We start from the raw sequence: 20,604 nt of genomic DNA, 5'->3' as shown, positions 1-20,604 counted from the left end.
GACCCTTTTTTATGCGTGAAAACAAAACCCGTTTACATGTCGTATTGTGCTTCTAGCTGTTGTGCTTTTTGATAAGCCGGATGGCTTGCTAGTTGCTTGGCATAGCGGCTGATATGGGCATAGCGCTCAAGAGCATTGAACTTGGCTAAAATATCAATGATAAATGACATCATAATATCGGCACCGGTGAGCTTGTCTGCGACTAAGTAGCGCTTACCCGCCAAACGTGCGTCAACATAGCTCATCACTTTATCTAGCTCTGCTTCTGCGTAATCAGCCAAGAAATTGGTTGGCGCGCCATCTTTGGCGATAAACACTTTGAGCAATAGCGGTAGTGCAGCCGAGCTTTCGGCAAAATGCAGCCATTGCAGGTACTCAGTGTAGTCTTCGCTATCTCGCTCAGGCGCGAGTTCGTTCGGCGCGTATTTAGCAATTAAGTGCTCGGTAATCGCGCCAGATTCGGCAATCACTACGCCATCCTCTTCAATCACCGGAGATTTGCCTAATGGGTGGACCGCTTTAAGCTCTGGCGGAGCAAGGAAGGTCACTTTGTCTCTCAGATATGGGGTAATTTGGTACTCGATATTGAGTTCTTCTAGCAGCCAAATAATGCGCTTTGAGCGCGATTGATTTAAGTGATGTAAGGTGATCATTTGGCACTCCTAAAGTGGTTGATTGGTTTGGATAACGAGCTTGCCAAAGTTCTTACCTTCCAGCAGACCGATGAAAGCTTGGGGCGCATTTTCCAGTCCTTCCACAAGATGCTCACGGTAGTGAATTTTGCCCTCAGCTAGCCATTTCGACATATCAGCCGCAAATTCGCCGTAGCGGTGTGCGTAGTCATCAAAGATGATAAAGCCTTGCATCTTGATGCGTTTGATCAGCAGTTGCGCCATCAGCATCGACATGCGATCTGGACCATCAGGAAGCGCAGTAGCGTTGTATTGTGAGATTAACCCACATAGAGGAATACGCGCGCCAGTATTAAGTAGTGGCATCACAGCATCAAACACTTTGCCGCCAACGTTCTCATAATAGATATCAATGCCGTTCTCACATGCAGCGGCGAGCTGCTCGGCAAAGTTATCGGCTTTGTGGTCGATACAATGATCAAAGCCAAGTTGTTCAACCGCATAGCGGCATTTATCTTCACCGCCAGCCACGCCGATGACACGACAGCCCTTAAGCTTACCGATTTGACCCACCATAGAGCCTACCGCGCCCGTTGCAGCTGCAACCACTAATGTGTCACCTTGCTTTGGCTGACCGATATCTAATAGCCCCATATAGGCAGTAAAACCTGGCATACCCATGACGCCCAGTGCGTAGGAAGGATGGGTTGGGTTCATACCGAGCTTAATCAATCCTTCGCCATTTGAGATGCCGTAATCTTGCCAGCCTGTGTAGGCAAGTACCCACTCGCCTTGCTCAAAATCGGCGTGTTTAGATTCAACCACTTGGCACACTGTGCCGCCGACCATGACCTCATCCAGCTCGACAGGATCGGCGTAAGATTTGGTATCGCTCATGCGTCCACGCATGTATGGATCAAGTGAGAGGTAAACGCTGCGCAGTAACATTTCGCCATTATTTGGGCTTGGTCTCGCTGCATCTTCGAGGCGAAAATTCTCTTCAACAGGCGCTCCAACTGGGCGAGAGGCGAGTACGATACGGCGATTTACTGGGTCTGTCATTTGAGTTTACTCCATGTCATTAACTGTAAAATAGACCAGTCGTCTAGTTTTCAATTCAAAAAAATCCCGCCACACAAACTGAGGTTATGGCGGGAGGGTTTTAAGCTTTGAGTAGCTGTTTGGTGGTGATCAAACTTAGCTCAAGGTGGGCTTGATCAGGCATCAGTTTGTTAAGCAGGCTCGCGCCTAACCACTGTTGATACAGCTGGGAAGCAATCTGATTACTGTTTGGTACGTTAATAGAGCCATCTTGGATCCCTTGCTCAATACAGTTTTCAAGTGCTTGGATTATTTGCGAAGCACCATTGGCTAGCGAGATGCGCATGGCATCAGAGAGATCGGACACCTCGGCGCTTAATTTCACTACCAAGCATTTATTGGCATTGCAGACACCGTTGTTTACTTCTAGCCACATCGAGAAGTAGTTAATCAGGCGTTGGTAAGCGGGCAATTCAGGGTTGTTGAACAAGCCATCAATACGCTGCAAATAGCTACGGAAGTACTCTTCGATCAGCGCTTCACCAAATTGCTCTTTGGATTTGAAGTAGTGATAGAAGGAACCTTTAGGTACATCAGCCGCTTTGAGCAGCTCGGACAATCCGACTGCGGTAAAGCCTTTGTTGACGATAAGTTGATAGCCAACCTCTAAGATATGTTGGCGTGTGTCGTTTGTTTTTGCGTTCATGCCCAATACCATACAATCAATTAGACCAGTCGTCTAGTCTTGAATTGGTGGTGGCAGGAGGGGAGGTATTGATTTGGACTTGCTCGCTGGCTAAAACAGTAAGTCGTTCATCTTGCGAGTACGGCTTGCAAATATTGATGAAGATCTCTGAATTAAGATTTTGTTATGTAAGTTATTGAATAATTTAAGCTGTTCTATTGTTGCTTGGGGGCTTTCGTGCTCATATAAGTTTTGCCTAAATTAGGAGCTTTACTTGATGTCTAAAGAAAATGCGGTGCTTAACGAGTTAACTGAACTCAAGTCTAAATTTGATAGAGTGATGGACAAACTGACACTCACGGATATGGATCTTACCGTTATCTCGGCGGAATATGGTCAGTTGAAAAAGCGAGTCAAATCACGACTTGATGAGCTTCAGCAAGCTGCTGCGATAAATGTTGATGAGCAGAACTATTTGTTGCCAGCATTAAGAGAGGTTCATTTACATTGTGTGGCGAGAGGCAATACTCAAAATCGCCAAACGCTGTCTGACTCGCTTGGTGATGCGCAAGATTATCTGAGTCATTACTTGAGCCAAAAACGCTAAGGATGAAAACCATACGCACCCAACTTAGAGCCTTCACTACAACGGATTATCAGTGTCTAGTTGATTGGATTGATAGCGATGAGCTCAATTACCTTTGGGGTGGTCCTAAATTCTGTTTTCCACTAACTCAACAGCAATTGGATGAACACTACGCCAACCCTGACGTTTATGCCTATCTGTTTTGTGTTGATCAAGCCAACGCGGGGTATGTAGAGCTGTATCGAGAATCTCTCAATAGCTTTAAGATTTGCCGCGTATTTATCAGCAAAGAATTTCGTGGTCAGCAGCTATCGCAAGTGATGCTGACACAATTGATGCAAAAGGCGCAAAGTGAGTTTAATGCCACTTCATTGTATCTTGCGGTGTTTAGTCACAATCAAGTGGCAAAACGTTGTTATCAGTCGCTGGGTTTTACCACCACAACGGTTGAGCAGGGAATACGTCAGTTCAAAGGTCAGCAATGGGATCTAGAGATGATGCATAAAGCACTAGGTTAAGTGACATTGTCACTTGTTGCTCGTCTAAGATCCCATTTCTAATCGTGAATTTCGAGTATTGGTTGCCAGCACTAGTTGCCAGAATTAGCCATCAGAGTTGTCGTCGAGCAACTGAGGATTATTGAATAGCGATTGCAGAGTATGGATGAACTGACCGACATGCAAACCATCCATCAAACCATGATGCACTTCGAGTGACAGTGGCATACGCCAACCTTCACCTTCTTGGGTTAACTTGCCATACGCCATTTTAGGCACACTATCGGGAAAGTTGGTATCTCGCGCATGGCTCATACTAGTGAAATCAACCCATGGCAGAACCGTCAGATGAATGGTGTTTTGCACCATCTCTTGACCAATAAACTGCTCTAAAATGAACGGCGTGTTTTTCACTCGCTGCTCGGTTTCAGTCGCGCTGTGGCAGAATTCCGCGAACTTAGGTTGATAAGGCAGGTCACAAAAACGCACCGTATCATCGTCAGCAAGAATCGCGACGCTAACATGCATCGTTGAGTAGATGCGCACTTCATCCCCAACCAAGCGCGTTGCCATAGGTTCACTCTTATTAAGCGCCTGCTGAGTTAGATAGAGATAAGCATGGAAGAATCGATGTCCGTGCTGCTTACAATATCGATAAAGCTCACTGACATCGAGGTTGCTACAGATATTGTACCAAGGGTGGCTAAAGCCTTGGTAAAACTTGAAGTGTTCAGCGCGCGCCCATTGAGCGACATCCAGCACTGTATATGCCATGTTTATAGTCCTAGTGTATCCCTTTTGCTCCGAGAGCGCAGGAACCGTTTATACGTATTGTTTTAGGGTTTGTTGTAGATGTTCTTTAAGCAAGGTTAATCTGGCGGTATTGCGTAAAGAGGGCAGGTAAATCATGTATAGGCTAACCTCTGGCAATTGATAATCCGCGAGCACTTGAACCAAGCGCCCATCTTTTAGCGCATTATTGACTTGAAAGATAGGTTGCATCGTAATGCCAGCGCCTTCAATTGCTGCGCTCATCATCGCTTGACCGCTATTGATGGTGAGTTTAGAGGATACCTCGGGCTTAAAGTGTTGTTTACCATCAAAAAAGCTCCAGTTATGGTTTAAATAGAGCAAGCTCGATTGTAAACATTGGTGATCGCTTAACTCATCTGGATGGTTTGGTGTGCCGTGCTGCTGCAAATACTCAGGTGAGGCGCAAACAATCATCTCAAAGCTTTTCAGTTTGTGGGCGATGAGGTTTTCATAGCCATCCACTTTGTCGCGGAAAATCACTTCAAAGCCATCTTTCTTAATATCAGGCAGGCGATTGTCGACCACCAGATCAATCTCTAACTTTGGGTAGCGCTGCATAAAGCGTGCAAGGCTTGGCGCTAATACCTTGATGCCGACATTCACACCAGTGCAAATCTTAAGCGTGCCACTGGGCTCGTTCATGTTGCGGTAGATGTCTTCTTCTGCGGCTTTGAGCTCGGCTAGGATAGTTAAACAGCGTTGGTAGTAGCGTTCTCCTGCGGCAGTGACCTTTTGAAAACGGGTCGATTTAGCCAGCAGCTTAGTGCCTAGTCCTGCCTCTAAGCCTCGAACATGTTTGCCGACCATTTGTGCGCTAATGCCACGTTCGTCCGCAACGGCGGCAAAGGAGCCAAGTTGTACCGCGCGCACGAAAATTTCCATGCTGGTAATTCGATCCATATTCGCCTCAATTAAAAACCTAAAGTGGTTTTTAGTTATCTTTATTCGAAACTATTGGTTGTTAGTGTAATCCCTTTGCGTGCATTTATCTCTCGGTTATTTGTGATTAACATCACGTCGAAATCATTCCGATTGTGTTCCAACCGATTTTAATTTCCCTGCGAGGCTCTGCATTGCTCACTGCTATTCCCCAAGAAACTGCCATTGGAGATATCTATTTGCCACCGTTATTAGTGGCGGGTTTCTTCGGTGTCATTTGTACCTCACTGACTACGCGGCTTCTCAATCGCTTGCGTTGGCATCGCTATGTTGTCAGCCCGCCATTGGTCGAGATGTCGATGGCGATTATTTATACCGTGCTGATTGGTACGTTTGTTTTTCCTAGTTGATTAAGTGAGAGTGAAACAGTGAAGAAGCGAGTTTTTGTAACCGGTTTAATTGTCGTATTGGCGTTGTTGGCGATCGGTTGGAAGTATCAACAGTACATCACCAATCCTTGGACGCGTGATGGGCAAGTACGCGCGCAAATTGTGCAAGTCACCCCACGTGTCACCGGACCATTAGTTGCGATTCATGTGACAGATAACAGCGAAGTCAAAGCTGGGCAACTGTTGTTTGAAGTCGACCAGCGTACTTATCAAGCTGCGCTTGCCAAAGCACAGGCAAGCCTTGTTCAGGCAGAGACATTATTGAAACGTGCCACGGATGAATCTCATCGCGGGCATTCTCTTGCTCGTAAGCAGCCGGGTTCAATTTCACAACTGATGCTGACACAACAAGCCAATGCGGTTGAGTCGGCTAAAGCGGGTGTGATGGTGGCGAAAGCCGCACTTGAAGAGGCGCAACTGAACTTAAGCTTTACCCAAATTACGGCGCCAGTGGATGGCTACATCACCAACTTGAATCTGCGCGTTGGTAGCCAAGTGGTAGCGAACCAACCGATGGTTGCTTTGGTGGATAAAAACAGCTTCTGGATTGAAGGCTTTTTCAAAGAGACTGATATCAATGATGTGATTTCTGGTGCGCCAGCCACGGTTACCTTGATGTCCTATCACGGTCAACCTTTGCAAGCGCAAGTGGACAGCATTGGCTACGGTATTGCACATAAAGATGGCAGTACCGGTGTTTCGCTGCTACCCAATGTTAGCCCGACTTTTCAATGGATTCGACTGGCGCAACGCATTCCTGTACGCGTACGTTTAGAGACGCTACCTAGCGATATACAGTTGCGTGTTGGCTCAAGTGCTACCATTGTGATCCACAAACACCCTCAGCTCGATTTGGAGTCATTCATCGCTAATCTTGCGGAGTAAGCATGATGGTTGGTCTTCGATATCGCTTGCCGCTCAAAGTGGCTTTAGCACTGACGTTAGCTATCGTTACTGCGCTTTGGTTAGGTTGGGAGAAGCCGTACTGGGCGGCATTCTCTGTTGTGGTGATGGCGGTGACAGAGTCAACCGGTCACTCACTCAAGAAAGGACGCCAACGTATCGTCGGCACTTTTTTCGGCGTGTTGGTCGCGTTTGTTATGATTGGGCTCTATGCCCAGCAGCCAGTCGAATTGCTCGCTTGCTATAGTCTGTTTGCCGCGCTTTGTGTTTATCACCAGACCAACCCACGTAACGGTTACGCTTGGTCTATCGCGATGATGGTCGCCACGTTAGTGATGGTGATGGGTGGTTTTTCCGGCACACAAACATTCACCGTTGCGGTGTTACGTATTCAAGAAACGATTCTTGGCGTGGTCTGTTTTTCTCTGGTGTTCAGTTTGTTGTGGCCGGCATCAAGCCGCAGGCTATTACTGCAAACGCTGCAAAGCTACTTTGATCAGCAAGCAGCATTAGTGGCTGAAATCATCTCAGACTTGGAGCAAACTGGGCATCTACGCCGTGATTACTCGTTAGGCAACAGTATTAAACGCTTGAGCCGTTTAGAAGACTTGATTCATGCGGCGATGGCGGACAGCTATGAGTTAAGCAGTGCAGAGCAAAAATGGCAGCAACTGCTGAAACAGCAAAATCAGTGGACTCTGCTTTGCGGTCATTTGTATGAAGCGACACGATTAGTCGATAAGCCATTTAGCCAAACTCAGCAAGATGAAATTAAGCGAGTGCTCGACCATTTGTTACTGCGTCCTCAGCGAGCATCTACGTTGCTACAAACTCGCCTTGCTCAAGACCCTTGGGTTGAGTGTGAGCAGTTGGCAGAGAAATTAGATAACCCAGTCGCAGCGAGTATCAATCTTCAGCCACAACCTGATGATAAGGGGCATTCTCATGGCGCACTAAAGGCGATGGAGAAGATCCTCAATCAAATGGACGCTTACCATCATAAAATGCACGCTACCTTGCTGGAGGCGCTGGGTTTTACGCATCATTCACTGGCTACTGAGCAAGAAGAGAAAACCCAGTTTCAAGCCAACCTGAGTGCTCAAAAGCGCCCATGGTTGAGTATTGATCCTGAGCGCGCGATTAATGCGCTTAAAGTCTCCATCATGTTGTGGATCTCAATCGCGCTGTGGCTCTATGTGCCAACGCCCGGTGGACCGATGATTGTTCTGTTTGGGGGCGCTTTTGGTGCTGTAGTGCTGTCGATGCCGTTTGCGAGTACTCGCTCGTTGCTGTTTTACATGCTCGGTTGGGCGGGCGTTGTGTTGCTGCAATACATCTTCATCTTGCCGCACTTGAGTGAAATCTGGCAGCTAGGAGGCTTTTACTTTATCAATAGTTTTGTGATTTGGTTTGTCTTCAATCAGCCGCAGCAGATTTTCCATCGCTTACTTGGCACGATGAACTTAGTGTTGATGACCAACAGTGCGATGCAACTGACGCCCACTTATGACATTCAATATTCGCTACTGGTGTTAATGCTGTTTACCTTTGGCATGTTGGTGATTTTCTTTGTCAATCATGGGGTGTTTTCAGCCAACCCAGAGCGCGTATTTTTGCGTCAATTAGGGCATTTTCGTCGCAGCTTGCAGGCAAACTTACAGAGTTTATTAACCTCGCAACGTCAACCCTGGGTAACCTTTGTTAGCCCCGTTGCGGTAAAAGCAGTGGCGGGTGCAGAGGCGGCGATTAATGTGATCAATTGGCAGATGTATCCAGAACTGGATAAAGCCGAAGCCGAACAGTTGATCGCTCGAGCCTATAGCTTGTGTTTGCATTATCGCGCGTTTGCTGACAGTTATCGTCAATGGCAGCAAAGCAGTTTCCATGCAGGTATCGATAGATTGATTCAACGCTCGATAGCTGAAATGACCAAATTGCTCGATACCAGCATGATTAGCGAAGATAACCGACATCATGCCATTGTGTTACGCCAGTTGCAGCAGCAACTACAGCACTATTTGTATGGCTTTGAGGGGAGTTCTCCGCTGCAAATTGCGTTTAGTCAGCCGCAAGCGGATCAGAGCTATCAGCTATTGGTGTCGATGCAAATCTTGGTTGAATCTTTACAGCAATTGCAGCAAGACACCAGTGTGAAGGACTTTTATCAACTGCGCTTATCGCCGTTTACGATTTAGCCAGTACTATCTATAGCAAGGGCTGTTGATAGGCATCAATCTTGGGTGAGAATTTGTTATTTTGTCATCAATTGTTGTCGAGTTAGTCACAAAAATTCTTTAAGATGCGCTATCCCCAAGCAACTTGAAGATGCAGGTAGGCGACAAAGGAACAAAGCCTCTGAGCATAGATGATCTATGTGATGAGGTTTGTGAGTGCCAGTCAACACCGCTGCAACTTCAAGTAGGACGGGTATATCAAAATTTGTCGTTAGCCATGGAATCTCACATGTACAAACTGGTTGCCTTAGATATGGATGGCACACTGCTTAACTCGCAAAAAGCCATCACCCCTCGTACCAAGCAAGCCATTCAAGCCGCGCGTGATAAAGGCGTGGTCGTGGTGCTTGCATCCGGCCGACCTCTAGAAGGTATGCTGAACTCATTGTCTGAGCTGGAAATGCACAGCGATCAAGATTACGTGTTGAGCTATAACGCGTCACTGGTGCAGCGCGTGGCAAGCAAAGAGGTGATTCGCAAACAAATTCTAACCGGATTGGATGCAAAAAATATCGCCAGCCTTGCTCGTGATTTAGGTACATTTGTGCATGCTTTCTCACCTGAGCGCGGTTTGATCACAGAAGCGGATAACCCGTACACCAAGCACGAATCTGATATCAACGGCGTACCAAGCACCGTGATGGATTTCGCTGAGCTTTCTGATGATGAAGAGATCATCAAAGTTATGATGGTAGCAGAAGCATCAATTCTAACGAGTGCGATTGAACAGCTACCAGCGGAGCTTTACCAGCAATACACAGTTGTACAAAGCGCGCCATTCTTCCTTGAAATCATGAATGCCAACAGTAACAAAGGCACTGGCGTTGCCATGCTTGCCGAGCATCTAGGTTTTGATGCAAGTGAAGTGATTTGTATGGGTGATGCAGGTAACGATCACCATATGATTAAGTACGCCGGTCTTGGCGTTGCGATGGGTAACGCAACGGATGATATTAAAGCGTTGGCGAATCATATTACCCTTAGCAACGATGAAGATGGTGTAGCGGTAGTGATTGAAGATTTTATTCTTAATGTTTAATTAAGTTTTTGTCTTTGTTGAATAAGTGGCTGTTCATGGTGGTGAATGGCCATTTTTTTATGTTGGACTCAAATTTTGTCATTCTCTCGCTTTCGCGCACAAGACTTAAACTTTGTCATTCCACGCGAAGGCGGGGAATCTTGGTTTTTGTTTTTTTGATTCGGTGACTTAGTGAGTGGGTATGTCCCGCTTAATAGTGTGTTGGTTTCTTTACCTCTACGACAAGCGGTCCAATTACTCTTTGTCTTGCCAAAGAGTAATCAGAAAGGCGCTTTAGTGTCTTTGGAGTTGTCCGGTCGGTTTTAGGCGTTCCCGACGCCGAAAACCTAAAAATTCTGTCCTGAATTTTTACCTAGTGTTGTGGTTGTATCGGCTAGGGCGTTTGGGGATAGAAAGGTTTAAGAGCTTTTTTGTGAGCATTACTTCGTTATAGGCGTAGGCGCTTTATCCTAGTTATCGACACTTCATCTCCCATTTCTGGCAGTTCGTCGCACAGGAATTTTTGACCCCATAACTTCAATTATTATTACCACATCAAACGACAACGTTAACAGAAAGGGTAATAAGATGAATCAAGCAATGCACACAACCGAGCAGCAGGAACACGTACTGGCTCAAGTAAAGAAAATCAAAGAGTTTTACTCGCATCTAACTCACTACTTGTCGGTAATATGCCTATTGTTTGTCATTAATTTCGTGACTGGTACAGAGGATCTTTGGGCAATTTATCCCGCCTTAGGTTGGGGGATCTTTATCGTTTCACATGCAATTAAGGCATTTGAGCCGTTCAATTTCTTGGGTTATGACTGGGAGAAAAAGGAAGTAGAGAAGCGGTTAACTAAGTTAAGTAACCGTGATGCTTAGCTTGAGTATTGCTGTATGTCCCGCTTAATAGTCTGCCGCTTTCTTTTACCATGCGACAAGCGGCCCAATTACTCTTTGTCTTGCCAAAGAGTAATCAGAAAGGCGCTTTAGTCTGCTGATGTGGTCCGGTCGGTTTTAGGCGTTCCCGACGCCGAAAACCTAAAAATACGTCCTGTATTTTTGCCTCATGTGAGTTTTATCTTCAGTTGACTCTGAAAGCCTTCTTTAATATCAAAATTGCTGTGATTACCGAATTAGCTCTAACTTGATTTTGCCCCAAAGCTTTTCAGACCAAATGAATCGACGACCTATCCAATACACTAATAGACCAAGTTAATCTAATCCGTACTTTAGTCTCGTCTTCGGAATTTTTCCGTAGTTCACCATCCGTGACTATATACAGATTCACACAACAGATTGATAACAGTTGAGTTTCATAAAAAATGGCAGCAACATAGACGAAATGCAAAGACGGAAAACATATGTCTATAAAGTGTTATGTGACTCTAATGAGGTGATTTTGAAGCAAGTTAAAGCGAGGAATGTAATTCGAGGTGAAAAGCATCACTGGTGGCCTAAATCGCTATCTAAGTCGTGGCTAGATCGAAACGGAATGGTTTCTCGAATTGACAGTAAGGGAGTTGTAATTCGCTCTAATCCAAAAGAGTTTGGCCATATTTCGGATGGGCATAATATGTTTTTCAACAAAGAGAGTGCATGGAACACGACCATTGAAAATTATTTTGACTATCCCGATAACGCGATGCCTCAACTGGTAAATGCGGTTGAGAATTTTGTAGAAGCAGCTGATCCAAATATAGGCTGTGTCGAAAATCCTATTCAAATCGACATACTACGTGAGTGCTTGTTATCGCTTATAGTAAGGTCTCCAATGTATAGAAGCTCAATCACAAATATGCTCGAAAATTTTAGAGGATCTCTTGATAAGCCAGAGACTAAACGGTTAGTAGCAGCAAACATCCGCCAGAAGTATCACTCGTTAGTAAAGAGTTCGAAAAATGCTGGGCGATTGGTAATACTGTGTTCAAATGATGCAGAATTTGTTTTTGGCGATGGCTTTTATACTACTCTGTCTTCGAATCATGAGAGTCTGAGCCACTTTAAAGCAGTCATACCGTTCACACCCCAAATCGCAATAGTATGGTCATGTCCCTCGGCTTACAATCCGAATCCACCAATAGCGAAAATGGCAGTAACCGAAAGACTTGTAACTATGGTCAATGAAGCAACCCAAGTTTATTCAAAAGACTACTTGTTCTTTAGTAACGATCAGCCAGTGCTCATAGAAGGATTTACTTGTAATCAACATATGCAGTATGTTGATCATGAAGGGGATGTCTGCCAATTTGTGCGAGAACTAGTGCCAGAATTTAACTTGGGGCGATAAACCTACATGTAACAAAGCGTTAGCTAGTAACAATCAAATGCCCCAAACCTTCTTACGACCAGTTTGCTCTCCTATAAAGTGAGCTATGTAGTGGCCAAAAATATTTGGTCACTAACTTAGAGGCCCACATACCTAAACTAATCCGTATTCCGCTAATTTAGCAAAACCCCTGACACGTTTGTGTCCAAAAACGATTCAGTTAACATTGCCACATCATTAAGCAAAAATGCAGGACAGCATTTTTAGGTTTTCGGCGTCGGGAACGCCTAAAACCGGCTGGACAACGCGCGCGATACAAAAGCGCCTTTCTGGTTACTCTTTGGTAAGACAAAGAGTAACTGGACCGCTTTCAGTAAACTCAAAGAAACCCTCACCGCGTTGAGCGGTACATACAGACAAAGCGAACTTTAAACGGAACATACAGCAACACTAAACCAAGAAATGATCCACCTCCGATATTTACAAATTCCCCAATAAGATTCTCATTTGCTGCAATAGTCGCCTCGAATAGATAGCATCATTGTGTAACCATGCACCGCTCAACAAGATAACTATTTTTGTCTCTGAACGTTCAAATAGGAAAGATGAGATGGATCTTATTGCGATATCGAGTTTCTTATTTTTAGCGGCATTGCTGGTGATTTCTCCAGGCCCAAACGGCGTATTGATTGTCCGAACAGCAACACTTTACGGCTCGAAGGAAGCCTACTTCAATATTTTGGGTTTTCTCGGGGCATTCTATATTCACGGCACGCTTTCTATATTAGGTATCTCTCTGCTATTGGTGCAGTCTGCGCAGGCTTTCTTGGTGTTTAAAGTGCTGGGGGCAGCGTATCTTTGCTGGATGGGGATTCAGTCCATTTTGGCGGCGCGCAAAAAAACACTGACAATTGATGACTCAGTGGCGAGCGAAGCAAAACGAGCCTTGTCGTTTAGGGAAGCGTGGCTGCAAGGGTTTATTACCAATGTACTTAACCCTAAAGTGTCGATGTTCTACCTCGCGGTGTTTCCGCAATTTATTTCATTAAGTCAAAGCCCTCAAAATGCTTATTTGTTGGTAACCTTACATGCTTGTGTGAACTTTTTGTGGTTTGCAGGGGTGATCACTTTGCTGTCTAAAGTGGGGCAAAAAGTGCGTCAAGGTAGAGCCAATAATTGGCTGAAATCTGTTACCGGAGTGGTGTTTGTCGGTTTTGGGCTTAAGCTACTTTTCCTAAAATCCGTGGTAAGCCAATAGTCTGTTTAATTTGGAGTATTTATTGTGAACGAACAATACAATGATGAAGTGTCAAAACATTATGCCGCTTACCGTCCACCTATCCACCAAATGATCCTTAAATCGCTCTTGGATAATAAGCCTATATTTAAGTTTGGATTAGATATTGGTTGTGGCACTGGTGTGTCAACGCTCGCACTAAGCCCATATTGCACCGAGGTGCTCGGTGTTGAACCTAGTGAGGCGATGCTTAACCAGGTTCAAACTATCGCCAATGCACGCTACTTAGTTGGAGATGGGGAAAATATTCCGCTTTCCGATAACACAGCCGATGTCATTACCTTCGCTGGCTCACTTTACTACGCTAAATCTGCTGCGTTAGTTAAAGAGCTGCAACGTGTTGGTGCTGATAAGGCTTTAGTCATCGCGTATGACTTCGAGGTGCAACTGGCTAAGTTCATGCAGCACTTGGGCATTGAGATAGCCTCAAGCTCATCGGGTTACGATCATGCCATCAACTTTAGTGATTGCGAGTCACTGCAAGAGCTTGCTTGTGAGCAGGGTTGTATTGAGCTTGGGTTGGATAGTCAGCAATTGGCACATGTGTTGTTTTCATCTTCTACCCGCTACCAAAAATTGGTAGAGAAATTTGGCGCTGATGGCGTGTTTGATTTGGTGGTTGAGCAATTGAATGATTGGTCAAGTCAGCATCGGGTAGAGGTTTTAACTTATCAATCGAGCTACTGTTTAAGTTCTCAATGATAGGGTGAATCTGAGCGGGTTAATCGATGCCCGCTCATCTTTATGTTGCTTACTTAGTTAATGCACACTCGATTGCGTCCGGTTCTTTTCGCAAGGTAAAGCGCCTTATCGGCAAAGGCGACGGCAGTTTCCAGTTTGTCTGTGCTGGTGAAATTGGATATTCCGATACTTACAGTGATATTGATGTTCTGCCGTTTAACAAAGATGGGCGCTTTGGCGACAGCTTCTCTTAAGCTCTCGCAGATTATTTTGGCTTGGCTTTTACTAATATCTGGCATCAGCAGCATGAACTCCTCACCGCCAGTGCGCGACAAAATAAATTCATCATGAATGAGGGCGTCGCAGATTTTTGAAAATTGAATTAGCACCATGTCACCCACGTCATGTCCGTAGTTGTCATTGATGTTTTTGAAAAAATCGATATCAAAAACCGCAATAGCACCTGCTTGCTGGTTATCTTTGACCTTATCAAATTTAAATTCAAAACCTCTGCGGTTGAGGAGCCCGGTTAGAAAATCCGTATGTGCCTCTTTTTGTAGATGGTTTCTTTGCTTTTCCGAGTCTTGGTATTTTCTAAAATATCGTACTGGAGCCGCGAGAATTAAAATCGTAACCACGAGCGTGCATAACACCAATAACCTTGGTATTAAGTTGCTGCTATCTGGATAGATAGCGATATCCCACTTGGTTTCAAATACCTGTATTTCACCCTTGTGTGGTGTACTCGTTAAATCCCCACCGGATATGATAACTCTCTCTGCTGGGTTTGCGGTGTCAGGGTTATAGCCAGAGATAGAATAGTTTTTTACATCATGTTGTTTCAGCTGGTTTTCAATCACCCGTAATATTGAATCGAGATAGATAACGGATGAAGATAATCCGATGAAGCCTTTTTCATCGGATACGCTTTTGCGTAGCACAAAGGCCTGTCGCCCATTTTGGACAAGCTTTATTGGTCCGACTATGGTCGTTTCTTTATAGGTAATTGATTCATTTGCGCCACGTTTACGCTTTTCATCGGATAAAACGTTGTGACCAATGGCGAGCTTATGTTCTTGATATGGATACGCTAATTCAACAATACCATTGGGTAGGTATAACAAAGCATCGACATTAATGTAGGTTTCTAACAGCTTTTTGCTGGCTTTATTGAAGTGCTCTAAGCTAATTGAGCGCTCGTTAGAAAGTAAAACCATCTCTTTGATAACTTCAGACGTGATCAGAGCATCGTTAAAAATGGATTTTATTTCTTTGTTTAATTTACTGATTGCTTGGTTAGAGTGTTGCTCATGATTGATGCCTGTGAGTTTCGATGTTAGCAGTTCCGTGACTATAAACAGTGAAGTAATAATCAGGATCACTTTCGTTAATTTCACCACGCACATTTTTCCCTAAAAAGATAAGCCACTCCTGTTTCCATACTTGTTTGTGAAATATCCATATCAATTACGCGCCGAATATTGCCTTTTTAATCGAGTAAAAATACGAACTTCAACCAAGAGATCTGCTTGGTGGAAGTAAGAAAAGGCTCAGGTAAACGGCTTGAAAAGCATCTTAGTGGTGTGTTTGTAAGTAAATTCCCACAAGATTTGCGAAATTATACGCATATTAATCATTTAATCGATGATTATCACAACTTGTTTTGATTGAAATTATTTATCGTTCGAAGGTTTGCGTTTATCGATCGATGAGATTGATCGAGACGATCGAGGATGTTGATTAAAAAAAGTAGTCGATAAGGTAAATTTAAATCCGCATTTGGCGTAGAGTGATTTTTAATCAATAACTTAAGTGTAGGTATTAAACATGACTGTATTTTAGGTGATTTGAGAAAGGGTATGTTTGAAGAAGGAAGTGGCACTGTGGGTAACGAAAAAGCCCAACTTAGTATCAGCTGGGCTTATGAACGAGTTGGGCGTGTGCATAAGTAGGGGGCTACGCGCCTATTACGCCGCCATCTTCGCGAGTGATCATAATCACCGATGAGCGGGGGATAGCATTGCCACCTTGTGGGAAGTGCGACGGAGCCAGATCTTCACCCGGGTGCTGAACACCAACAAACATGGTTTTGTAATCTGGTGAGAAAGTTAACCCTGTAATTTCGCAAGCAATTGGTCCGGTCAGGAAACGGCGGATTTCGCCACTTGCGGGGTCGCTACATAACATCTGGTTGTTGCCCATGCCGGCAAAGTTGCCTTTATTAGAGTATTTGCCATCGGTTTGAATCCACAAACGACCCGCTTTATCAAAGCCAATACCATCTGGGCTGTTGAACATGTTGTCTTTGTTTATGTTATCGCTACCCGCCATTAGGCTATCAGGGTGCACTTCTGGGTTGCCAGCGAGAACGTAGATATCCCACTCGAATGTGTCAGCGTTGTGGTTGCCTTGAGTAGGACGCCAGCGAACAATATGACCATACGGGTTTTTCTCTCGAGGGCTGACCACATTAAGTGGTTGAGACTCTTTAACGCCGCGATGTTTATTGTTAGTTAGGGTGCAAAATACCGATTGGTTGTCTGGATGAACTGCAACCCACTCAGGTCTGTCCATGGTGGTTGCGCCTACTTGTGTAGCTGCCAGTCGAGCGAAGATCAGCACTGATGCTTGATCGGCAAAGCCGTTTTCTGGAGTTAAACCATTTTTACCCCAAGTGAGCTCTAGCCACTTACCTTGACCTTTTAACTCACCCTCTGTGCCAGTAAACTTGGCTACATAGAGAGTGCCTTCTTCAAGTAGGTCTCGGTTTGAATCAGCACCAGGGCGGTACTTGTTCTTGGAGACAAATTTGTAAAGGTGCTCACCGCGTTCATCATCGCCTAGATAGACCACAACATGCCCGTCGTCATTAATGGTGAGGGCGGCATTTTCATGCTTGAAGCGACCTAATGCGGTGCGTTTTTTCGGTGTTGAATTTGGATTCATTGGGTCGATTTCTACCACCCAGCCGTGGCGATGTGGCTCGTTTGGCTCTTTTGCCATATCGAAGCGCTCTTGGTGTTTATACCAATCGTAGCCGCGATCTTGATTGTTTAGACCGTAGCGCGCGTAGGTATCATCGAGTTTGGTGCCGGCAGAGTTGGCAAAGTAACCGTTAAAGTTTTCCTCACAGGTGAGGTAAGTGCCCCAAGGGGTTTGCCCATTCGCGCAGTTGTTAAAGGTGCCAAGTACTTGTTTACCTGATGGGTCAGCTTTGGTCTGTAGGTGTTGATGACCTGCGGCAATGCCAGTGATTTCCATTTCCGTATAGGCTGTGACGCGGCGATTAAGGCGACCGTCTACATTCACCTGCCATTTACCATCGACTTTGCTAAGTTCAATGATGGAAACGCCATGGGCTGCTTGCGCCTTGCGTGCGTCATCGGCAGAGATCTGTTTGCCTTGATGTGAGTAGAGATATTCATTGTTGGTGTATTCATTGTTGACCACCAACACTGCACGCTGATCAGAGATGGGAAAAAAACTCATGCCGTCATTATTGTCACCAAACTGCATCTCCTGCGCTTTAGCGTTGTTACTCTGTGCAAAATCAGGCGCACCTTTGATAACCGCATCGCCCCATGAGATCAAAACATCGGCTTTATAGCCTTCAGGGACGACAACCGTATCAGCGGTTGAAATTGGGATCGCTGTAAAGCCAAGTAAGTTCGGCGAGCTTGATGTGGTTTTCGCGATGGCTTGGCTGATCGGGCTGGCAGCAAAAAAGCCCACTGTGCCAGCGGCACCTGTCAGTTGTAAGAAGCGGCGGCGAGATACCGCAGCATCAACAAATTGATTAAATTCTGGCTCTTTATCAAGAGGGCGCTGATCAGGATTTGGCTTAGAGTACGTCACGATGGCTTCCTTTTGCTTACCGTTCTGATTGAACGGTTTTATGAATTAGATGGCTATCATGCTAGGTAGATATGACGGCTTGGTTACATTTTGTTAACAGTAATATTATCTTCGATGTTTTAGGTTGCTTTGCCTAATAGTTGTACTAGGGCGGAGGCTGAGAGAGTGGTGTTGGCAACGAGAGAGTTGGTAAATTTTGAGTAGGGGCTAAAAAAGCGCCTACAAAAGAGGCGCTTGAGTTGGGCTATTTGACAGTAAAGAACGACAACATAGTCTGTTGTGACTCAGACAATTGGGATAACTCATCGGAAGCTTGCGAGATTTGCCCTGACGCTTCGACATTCTGATTGACGAGTGTTGAGGTCGAATCGATATGCTGTGAGATATCAGCACTGGTCGCCGCTTGCTCTTCAGAGGCAGCAGCCACCATCGCATTTTGTTCTGAGATCTGTACTACGGCTTGCTGAATATCGTCAAAAGCCGCTTTTAAGGCTTGCTGACATTGATTGTTTTGCTCAATCAAAGTCATGTTATTTTGCATCGAGGTTTCCGCGACACGAGACTGCTGCTGCAAGCTTTGAATGATCGTTGAAATATCGACAGTTGCTGATTGGGTTTTCGCGGCGAGGTTACGTACCTCATCGGCAACAACGGCAAAACCTCGACCTTGCTCACCCGCTCGAGCCGCTTCAATGGCTGCATTTAGTGCCAGCAAGTTGGTTTGCTCTGAAACATCATTAATAAGGTTGATAACGGCGCTTATCTGCTCAACCTGTGAACGCAGCTCTCCCATAATGCCACTGGTTTCATCAATCGACTGCGTCATTTGTGCTGATAGAGTTTGAGATTGGGTGAGGGACATACTGCCTTGCTCAACATTTTGTGTTGCTTGCTGTGCGGCGTTTTCTGCTAAATCAGCATTTTGACTCACTTCAGTTGCCGTTGATGCCATTTCGGTAGAGGCGGTTGCAATTTGTTCGACACGGGAGAGCTCATCTTGAGCATTTTGCATGGATTGGGTGGTAATTACCGCCAGCTCTGTTGCTGCAGTTGCAACACTATTACTAACGTTCGTTAACTCACGCATGGTGTGGTTAAGTTTATTATTTGATTGGTTGAATTGTTCTGCCAGTAAACCCAGTTCATTTTTACCCAAGTCTGGTAATTGAGCGGTTAAGTCACCACTGGCTAGAGCATGAATGCCAGTTTGTACCGCTTTAATAGCGTTGACAATATTGCGAACGATGATAAGCGCAATAAACACCAGAACCACCGCTGTAATTGCTGTGGCGATTAAGATGTTGATGAGTGATTGTCGCAGTGCATCATCGCTTTCTGCGATTCTTTGATCAGCATAGTCATGAGCTGTATCGGAAAGGCTTTGAATCGCATTAATGAGTTCAAGACCGTTGACGGCGTTGACTTGCATCCATTGTTGGCGCTCAGCTAACGATATTTCTCCCCGGTCGAATTGGTCGAAAACCCTCTTCGCTTGTTTGATATGGTCGTAATATTCTTTGCTACTGGTGGCGATGCTATCGAGGATCTCTGGCTGTGGAAAGGAAGAGAAATCGCTTTTGATTTGTTGGTTGATTTGCTGATACCAACTGTCCAGCTTTTTGCTGTATTCGTCTCGGTCAGTTTGAGAGTAAACAGAACGAAAGTAATCAACTCGAACTTGCCAAAGTTCGTTATTGATTGCTGCGCTATTCATAGAATATTGATAGTTGCTTTGAATACGTTGATTTAAGTAGCTTTGGGTCGATTGTAGGTAACTCAAAAAGAAGACAATGAGCAAGGAGAAACTGACAATGGAAAAAGCGGCGAGGAAGAAGAGTTGAGTTTTTATTGTTATATCTTTAATGCGAATCATGACTTTATCTCGATGTATAATTTAATCGCATAAAGTACTGATTAAAAATTTTGATTGCTGCGATAATCTTCACGCTCGCTTGGTTTTCAAACCATATGCAACATTAATTGGAATGAAGTACGGTTTTTAAAATATTCAGCATTGCATCTGCTGTTATTTTGATCATGGTTACATTTCTTGTTGAAACTGTCGGCGGTCTTTCATCATGCGAGCGGTCGTGTTGGTGAGAATTTAGTTACAGACCGTGACGATATTAAAGTTTCGTATCTGGGCTGCTTGTCTTATTATGCGTGGCTATAGCGAGTTTCGTTTGAGGGTTACCCATGAAAAAAACCATAACAGCATTAGCACTGGTCGCTGCATTGGCAGGCTGTGAAGATGCAACTAAAGCCATTGACCAAGCTCAAGAAGCAGCAAATAGTGCTGTGGATAGTCTGCAAGAGAAGATGGAGTCTTTTGACCCAAGCAGCCTGAATTTAGAACAGTTTGGCGCGGCGACAGAGTCAGCCAAAGAGTTTGCCGCTTCAATTGAAGATGCGATGAATGCTGACTTTTCAAATCCTGAAATCCTTACGGAAGTTCAAGATAAAATTGCCAATACATACAGCTGCTTAGTTGATGCGACGTCTGAATCAACCGCAGAAAAGCTACTAGATAAAGTGTTAACAGCTATCGGCAGCGAAGAAACTCAGTCAGTGATTGAGCAAGGGATTGAGAAAGCAAAAGCTGCACAAGAGTGTGTGATGTAAGCGACCGATTGGTTTCGAAAATTTTAAAGCCCACAGTTAAACCGCTGCGGGCTTTTTTGTTGGACATAGTCATTCTTTCGATAGACCTCTAACTCTGTTGAGTTTTTGCGCGTATTTTGTGGCACGTAAGGTACCTTTGA

Annotated in this window: 19 protein-coding genes; 11 read left to right on the top strand and 8 right to left on the bottom strand. The window is 44.9% G+C overall.

All coding sequences use genetic code 11. The annotated features are described in order from the left end of the window. Positions 1-32: 32 nt before the first annotated feature. The 3 genes from DPF93_RS03790 to DPF93_RS03780 form a co-directional block, all read right to left on the bottom strand. Positions 33-653, bottom strand: a complete 621-nt coding sequence (locus DPF93_RS03790) for a glutathione S-transferase family protein (protein WP_114764896.1) — start codon at positions 651-653, stop codon at positions 33-35. 9 nt (positions 654-662) lie between these two features. Beyond that, entirely contained in the window at positions 663-1,694 is a 1,032-nt protein-coding gene (locus DPF93_RS03785; protein ID WP_114764895.1) for an NADP-dependent oxidoreductase, read from the bottom strand. A gap of 100 nt (positions 1,695-1,794) precedes the next feature. Then, complete coding sequence (locus tag DPF93_RS03780; RefSeq protein WP_114764894.1) at positions 1,795-2,379, bottom strand: TetR/AcrR family transcriptional regulator; 585 nt, start codon at positions 2,377-2,379, stop codon at positions 1,795-1,797. Between the two features lie 256 nt (positions 2,380-2,635). Between DPF93_RS03780 and DPF93_RS03775 the strand changes: the two genes are divergently transcribed. Together DPF93_RS03775 and DPF93_RS03770 are read left to right on the top strand one after the other, a co-directional pair. Further along, positions 2,636-2,965, top strand: a complete 330-nt coding sequence (locus tag DPF93_RS03775) for a hypothetical protein (RefSeq protein ID WP_114764893.1) — start codon at positions 2,636-2,638, stop codon at positions 2,963-2,965. 2 nt (positions 2,966-2,967) lie between these two features. Continuing rightward, the gene (locus DPF93_RS03770; RefSeq protein WP_114764892.1) at positions 2,968-3,462 is read left to right on the top strand and encodes a GNAT family N-acetyltransferase; all 495 of its coding nucleotides are present in this window, start codon (positions 2,968-2,970) and stop codon (positions 3,460-3,462) included. Positions 3,463-3,546: 84 nt separating this feature from the next. Here DPF93_RS03770 and DPF93_RS03765 read toward each other — a convergent pair whose 3' ends face one another. Together DPF93_RS03765 and DPF93_RS03760 are read right to left on the bottom strand one after the other, a co-directional pair. Next, positions 3,547-4,215, bottom strand: coding sequence for a CatA-like O-acetyltransferase (locus DPF93_RS03765; RefSeq protein ID WP_114764891.1), 669 nt, complete (start codon positions 4,213-4,215; stop codon positions 3,547-3,549). Between the two features lie 48 nt (positions 4,216-4,263). Further along, positions 4,264-5,154 carry a LysR family transcriptional regulator gene (locus DPF93_RS03760; RefSeq protein WP_114764890.1) on the bottom strand — a complete coding sequence of 297 codons (891 nt, stop codon included), beginning with the start codon at positions 5,152-5,154 and terminating at the stop codon, positions 4,264-4,266. A 134-nt stretch (positions 5,155-5,288) separates the two neighbouring features. Between DPF93_RS03760 and DPF93_RS21260 the strand changes: the two genes are divergently transcribed. The 8 genes from DPF93_RS21260 to DPF93_RS03720 all read left to right on the top strand — a co-directional run bounded on the left by DPF93_RS21260 (position 5,289) and on the right by DPF93_RS03720 (position 14,008). Continuing rightward, positions 5,289-5,543: a DUF1656 domain-containing protein gene (locus DPF93_RS21260; RefSeq protein WP_279628044.1), complete on the top strand. Its 255-nt coding sequence runs from the start codon at positions 5,289-5,291 to the stop codon at positions 5,541-5,543. A gap of 18 nt (positions 5,544-5,561) precedes the next feature. Continuing rightward, entirely contained in the window at positions 5,562-6,467 is a 906-nt protein-coding gene (locus DPF93_RS03750; protein WP_114764888.1) for an HlyD family secretion protein, read from the top strand. A 2-nt stretch (positions 6,468-6,469) separates the two neighbouring features. Further along, positions 6,470-8,680 (top strand): FUSC family protein, encoded by a 2,211-nt coding sequence (locus DPF93_RS03745; RefSeq protein WP_114764887.1) that lies wholly within the window; start codon positions 6,470-6,472, stop codon positions 8,678-8,680. 268 nt (positions 8,681-8,948) lie between these two features. After that, positions 8,949-9,758 (top strand): sugar-phosphatase, encoded by an 810-nt coding sequence (gene yidA, locus DPF93_RS03740; protein WP_114764886.1) that lies wholly within the window; start codon positions 8,949-8,951, stop codon positions 9,756-9,758. A 567-nt stretch (positions 9,759-10,325) separates the two neighbouring features. Further along, positions 10,326-10,622 carry a 2TM domain-containing protein gene (locus DPF93_RS03735; protein ID WP_244204668.1) on the top strand — a complete coding sequence of 99 codons (297 nt, stop codon included), beginning with the start codon at positions 10,326-10,328 and terminating at the stop codon, positions 10,620-10,622. Between the two features lie 520 nt (positions 10,623-11,142). After that, positions 11,143-12,030 carry a DUF4238 domain-containing protein gene (locus DPF93_RS03730; RefSeq protein WP_164675309.1) on the top strand — a complete coding sequence of 296 codons (888 nt, stop codon included), beginning with the start codon at positions 11,143-11,145 and terminating at the stop codon, positions 12,028-12,030. A 589-nt stretch (positions 12,031-12,619) separates the two neighbouring features. Further along, positions 12,620-13,267 (top strand): LysE family translocator, encoded by a 648-nt coding sequence (locus DPF93_RS03725; RefSeq protein WP_114764884.1) that lies wholly within the window; start codon positions 12,620-12,622, stop codon positions 13,265-13,267. A gap of 24 nt (positions 13,268-13,291) precedes the next feature. Beyond that, entirely contained in the window at positions 13,292-14,008 is a 717-nt protein-coding gene (locus DPF93_RS03720; protein ID WP_114764883.1) for a class I SAM-dependent methyltransferase, read from the top strand. A 53-nt stretch (positions 14,009-14,061) separates the two neighbouring features. Here DPF93_RS03720 and DPF93_RS03715 read toward each other — a convergent pair whose 3' ends face one another. The 3 genes from DPF93_RS03715 to DPF93_RS03705 all read right to left on the bottom strand — a co-directional run bounded on the left by DPF93_RS03715 (position 14,062) and on the right by DPF93_RS03705 (position 19,715). Then, complete coding sequence (locus DPF93_RS03715) at positions 14,062-15,387, bottom strand: sensor domain-containing diguanylate cyclase (RefSeq protein WP_244204667.1); 1,326 nt, start codon at positions 15,385-15,387, stop codon at positions 14,062-14,064. 556 nt (positions 15,388-15,943) lie between these two features. Next, entirely contained in the window at positions 15,944-17,842 is a 1,899-nt protein-coding gene (locus DPF93_RS03710; RefSeq protein WP_114764881.1) for a PhoX family protein, read from the bottom strand. Between the two features lie 244 nt (positions 17,843-18,086). Next, on the bottom strand, positions 18,087-19,715 hold the full coding sequence (locus DPF93_RS03705; protein WP_114764880.1) for a methyl-accepting chemotaxis protein: 1,629 nt from the start codon (positions 19,713-19,715) through the stop codon (positions 18,087-18,089). A 323-nt stretch (positions 19,716-20,038) separates the two neighbouring features. Here DPF93_RS03705 and DPF93_RS03700 point away from each other — a divergent pair, with 323 nt between their 5' ends. Further along, positions 20,039-20,464: a hypothetical protein gene (locus tag DPF93_RS03700; RefSeq protein ID WP_114764879.1), complete on the top strand. Its 426-nt coding sequence runs from the start codon at positions 20,039-20,041 to the stop codon at positions 20,462-20,464. Positions 20,465-20,604 lie beyond the last annotated feature (140 nt).

Origin of the sequence: Vibrio rhodolitus (assembly GCF_003350325.1) — a bacterium.
In the GTDB taxonomy this organism is placed as follows: Bacteria; Pseudomonadota; Gammaproteobacteria; order Enterobacterales; family Vibrionaceae; genus Vibrio; species Vibrio rhodolitus.
Note: the sequence above shows the minus strand (reverse complement) of the source record. Positions and strands in the feature narration are given on the sequence as shown.